This window comes from Pseudoflavonifractor phocaeensis (genome assembly GCF_016901955.1).
GTDB classification, from domain to species: Bacteria; Bacillota; Clostridia; order Oscillospirales; family Oscillospiraceae; genus Flavonifractor; species Flavonifractor phocaeensis_A.
Map to the genome: position 1 here is coordinate 1 of NZ_JACJLC010000156.1, position 3,115 is coordinate 3,115.

Here is a 3,115-nt window from a genome sequence, read left to right on the forward strand (position 1 = left end):
GCCTTCAGGGTCCACTCGTTGCCCGGCTGGAAGCAGTGCTTGAACCGGCCCTGGAGCTTCATGAATTCGGTAACGGGGAGTTTTTTCTTGGGTTCATAGGAGAGCATCCACTGACCCTCCACCACCTCAAAAAGAGGCCACACACAGGTCTCCACCGCCAGACGGCACAGCTCGGGCAGCAGCTCGGGGGAGTACTGCCAGCCTCTGGGACAGGGGGTAAGGACATTCACAAAGGCGGGACCGGGAGTGTAGATTGCCCGGTGGGCCTTTTCGTGAAAATCCTTGAAATTTCCCAAAAAGGTGGTCTGTGCCACGTAGGGAATGTTGTGGGAGGCCATGATCTGGGTCAGATCCTTTTTGTCCTGAACCTTGCCGGTGGACACGCTGCCGGAGGGAGCGGTGGTGGCGCTGGCGAATCGGGGGGTGGAGGAGGACCGCTGGATACCGGTGTTCATGTAGGCCTCGTTGTCATAGCAGAAGTACACCATATCGTGGCCCCGCTCCATGGCCCCGGACAGAGACTGAAAGCCGATGTCGTAGGTGCCGCCGTCGCCGCCGATGGTGATGAATTTATAGTTGTCCTGGATTTTTCCCCTCTTTTTCAGCACCTTATAGGCGGCCTCCACACCCCCGCAGGTGGCGGCGGCGTTCTCAAAGGCCGAGTGGATGTAGCTGTCCTCCCAGGCGGTATAGGGGTAGAGGAAGGAGGACACCTCCAGGCAGCCGGTGGCGTTGCAGATGACAGCCTTGTCCCCCTCGTCCAGGGCCCGGGTCATGGCCCGGCACACGATACCGGCCCCGCAGCCGGCGCACAGCCGGTGGCCGCCCACGAACCGTTCGGGCTTGGACAGCTCCTTTTTGTGGTTGTATGCCATGTTACAGCACCTCCTGTTCGTTGCTGCGCTGCCCCATGTGGAGGTAGCGGGGACCGGCGATGCCGGTCTCGGCCATGGTCAGCAGGTGGCGGTACACCTTCTCCACGTCCTCCACCCGGCAGTCCCGGCCCGCCAGGCCGTACACCACATTGGTCATCATGGGCCGGGTGAGCAGGTCGTAGCAGGCGGCACAGGTCTCGGCAAAGAGGGGCCCGCCGCAGCCGGAGTTGCCCTCGCACTTGTCCATGACGGCCACCGCCTTCACGTGGGCCAGGGCGGCGGCCAGCTCCTGGGCGGGGAAGGGCCGAAACACCCGCAGCTTGATGAGCCCCGCCTTGACGCCCTGGGCACGGAGCTGGCGGACGCAGGCCTTGGCGGTGCCGGCGGTGGAGCCGATGAGCACCAGGGCCACCTCCGCGTCCTCCATTTCATAGCACTCGAAGAAGCCGTACTTCCGGCCAAAGGTTTTTTCAAAGTCGGCGGCCACCTCCAGAATGACCTCCTTGGCGTTCATCATGGCGTGGGCCTGCTGGACCTTGTGCTCCATGCAGTAGGGGCAGGTATCATAGGGCCCCACCGCCAGGGGGTTGTCGTGCTTGAGGAGGTAGTTCTCCGGGGCATACTCCCCCACGAACTTCTTGACTGCGGCGTCCTCCTCCAGCAAAATATTCTCCACGGCGTGGGAGGTGATAAAGCCGTCCTGGCAGATCATGATGGGCAGGCGCACCCGGGGATCCTCCGAGATGCGCATGGCCTGGAGGTAGTTGTCATAGGCCTCCTGGTTGTTCTCGGCGTAGATCTGAAGCCAGCCGGAATCCCGGGCGCCCATGGCATCGGAGTGGTCGTTGTTGATGTTGATGGGGCCGGTGAGGGTCCGATTGACGCAGGCCAGAGTGATGGGCAGCCGGGCGGATGCCGCCACATAGAGCATCTCATACATAAAGGCCAGACCGCAGGAGGAGGTGGCGGTAACCGCCCGGGCCCCGGCGGCGGCGGCACCCACGCAGGTGGACATGGAGGAGTGCTCGCTCTCCACGGTGACGTACTCGGTGCTTACCTGACCGTTGGCCACATACTGGGCAAAATACTGGGGGATCTCGGTGGAGGGGGTGATGGGAAAGGCGGCAAACACGTCGGGGTCGATCTGCCGCATGGCGTAGGCAATGGCCTCGTTGCCGCTGAGACGTTCCCGGATACTCATTTACCGCACCTCCTTTTCCATGTGGATGGCCTGGAAGGGGCACACCTTCCAGCAGATGCCGCAGCCCTTGCAGTGGTCCAGGTCAAACTCCCCCCGCTTGCCGTCGGTAACAGGGATGGAGGAGTCGGGGCAGAAGGGGGCGCACAGCAGGCACTGCTTGCACTTGTCCCTCTCCCACACCGGCACGTCGGAGCGCCAGTCCCCCGTGCGCACCAGCCGGGCGGTGCCTCCCTCGCAGATCTCCCCGCCGGGGCTGATCTCCTGCCAAGGGATCTGTTCGTTGATATCTTTGGCCAGACGGCTCATGCGCCGTGCACCTCCTTCATGGATTGGATCAGGCAGTTCATATTCCCCTGGATGACCTGGGGCTTGGTGGCAAATTTGTGCTGGAAGGAGGCCTCCATATCGGCAATGAAGCGGCCGGTGTCCAGCACCCGGCTCACCTGGACGATGGCGGCCAGCATGGGGGTGTTGGGGAAGTAACCTCCCAGGTGCTTCTCCGAGATGGTGCGGGCGTCGATTGTGTACACCTTTCCGGGATACCCACGCAGCAGAGGCCGGATGGCCTCCGGGGGCTGGGCGGTGTTTACCACGATGGCTCCCTCCGGGTCCAGACCGGCGGTGACGTCCACGGTGGACAGCAGGGTCTCGTCCACCACCACCACATAGTTGGGCTCATAGATATTGGAGTGGATGGTACAGGGCTCGTCACTGATCCGGTTGTAGGCCGTGATGGGGGCTCCCATCCGCTCCGGGCCGTATTCCGGAAAGCCCTGGACGTATTTGCCCGAGGCAAAGGCGGCATCCGCCAGCAGCAGGCAGGCGGTCTTGGCCCCCTGGCCGCCCCGGCCATGCCAGCGGATCTCTGTCATGTTGCTCATGGTTCATTCCTCCCATATCACTGAAAAAAGCGCCCGTCCCCGGAAAGGGACGAGCGCCATATAAGCACATCGCTGTACCACCCAATACCTGCGTACCAACATACGCTCCTCCGGTAACGGGGAGGGCCGCCAGGACCTACTGGGGCATACGCCGGTTC

General features: G+C 62.8%; 4 protein-coding genes. All 4 read right to left on the reverse strand.

The window, feature by feature from the left end:
* Positions 1-875, reverse strand: an 875-nt coding sequence (locus H6B51_RS16670) for a thiamine pyrophosphate-dependent enzyme (RefSeq protein ID WP_204884723.1), incomplete at its 3' end; no start/stop codon positions are given.
* A 1-nt stretch (position 876) separates the two neighbouring features.
* A complete protein-coding gene (locus tag H6B51_RS16675; RefSeq protein WP_204884724.1) occupies positions 877-2,076 on the reverse strand; it encodes a transketolase C-terminal domain-containing protein in 1,200 nt (399 codons plus the stop codon).
* A complete protein-coding gene (locus tag H6B51_RS16680; RefSeq protein WP_204884725.1) occupies positions 2,077-2,382 on the reverse strand; it encodes a 4Fe-4S binding protein in 306 nt (101 codons plus the stop codon).
* Entirely contained in the window at positions 2,379-2,957 is a 579-nt protein-coding gene (locus H6B51_RS16685; RefSeq protein WP_204884726.1) for a 2-oxoacid:acceptor oxidoreductase family protein, read from the reverse strand. The genes H6B51_RS16680 and H6B51_RS16685 overlap by 4 nt, the downstream gene beginning before the upstream one ends.
* Positions 2,958-3,115 lie beyond the last annotated feature (158 nt).